This window comes from Sphingobium sp., assembly GCF_033795625.1.
In the GTDB taxonomy this organism is placed as follows: domain Bacteria; phylum Pseudomonadota; class Alphaproteobacteria; order Sphingomonadales; family Sphingomonadaceae; genus Sphingobium.
Genome location: NZ_JARYGI010000089.1, coordinates 1 through 1,028, shown reverse-complemented (window position 1 = coordinate 1,028; position 1,028 = coordinate 1). Strand labels below are relative to the sequence as shown.

At 61.0% G+C, this 1,028-nt stretch carries 1 pseudogene; it reads right to left on the bottom strand.

Features of this window, described 5'->3' with window-relative positions:
* A pseudogene (locus tag QHC67_RS18680) lies at positions 1 to 965 on the bottom strand (IS3 family transposase); the annotation flags it as partial.
* Positions 966 to 1,028 lie beyond the last annotated feature (63 nt).

Below are 1,028 nucleotides of genomic sequence, written 5' to 3'. Positions count from 1 at the left end.
CAGCTCGTCACGAAGCGACCCATTGAAGCTCTCGTTGTAGCCGTTCTCCCATGGCGAGGCCGGGGTGATGTAGAGCGTCGTCACACCGACCTGCGCCAGCCATTTCTGGACTGCCGTCGCGATAAATTCGCTGCCATTATCGGACCGGATATTGGCAGGTGGCCCACGCGCGATGAACAGGTCGGCCAGGGCCGCCAGCACGTCTTCGTGTTTGAGCTGTCGCGCCACGATCAGGGCGAGGCATTCACGGCTGGCTTCATCGATGATCGTCAAGATGCGGAACTTGCGGCCATCATGTGTCCGGCCTTCCACGAAGTCGTATGCCCAGACGTGCCCCGGATATTCAGGGCGCAGCCGGATGCATGAGCCATCGTTCAGCCATAACCGGCCCCGCTTGGGTTGCTTCTGCGGCACCTTCAGGCCCTCGCGCCGCCAGATGCGTTCGACCCGCTTGCGGTTCACCGTCCATCCCGCATCGCGCAGCAAAGCCGTAATCCGGCGATAGCCATAGCGACCATATTGGCGCGCCAGTGCCACGATGTCCTCAGTGAGCGCATCTTCGTCATCGGCCCCGCGCGGCACCTTGCGCTGTGTCGATCGATGCTGGCCAAGCACCCGGCAGACCCGTCGTTCGGATACTGCCAGCTCGGTTCGTACATGATCGATGCAGCGCCTTCGCCGCGCAGGGCTCAGAAGTTTCCCCGGGCTGCCTCCTGGAGGATCAACTTGTCGAGCGTCAGGTCAGAGATCGCTCGCCTGAGCCGGAGATTCTCCTTCTCAAGATCCTTCATGCGCCGCGCCTGGTCCGTCTTCAGACCCCCATATTCCTTGCGCCAGCGATAATAAGTCTGCTCGGCCACCGCGATCCGCCGACACGCATCCGCTGTCGTCCCGCCCTGCGCCAACACGATCTCAGCCTCACGCAGCTTGCCGATAATCTCTTCCGGCTTGTGCCTCTTGCCCATTTCCAAACTCCTTCATAATCCAAAATAACAGAGATTCTGGACCACTCAGAAGGGGGCAGATCA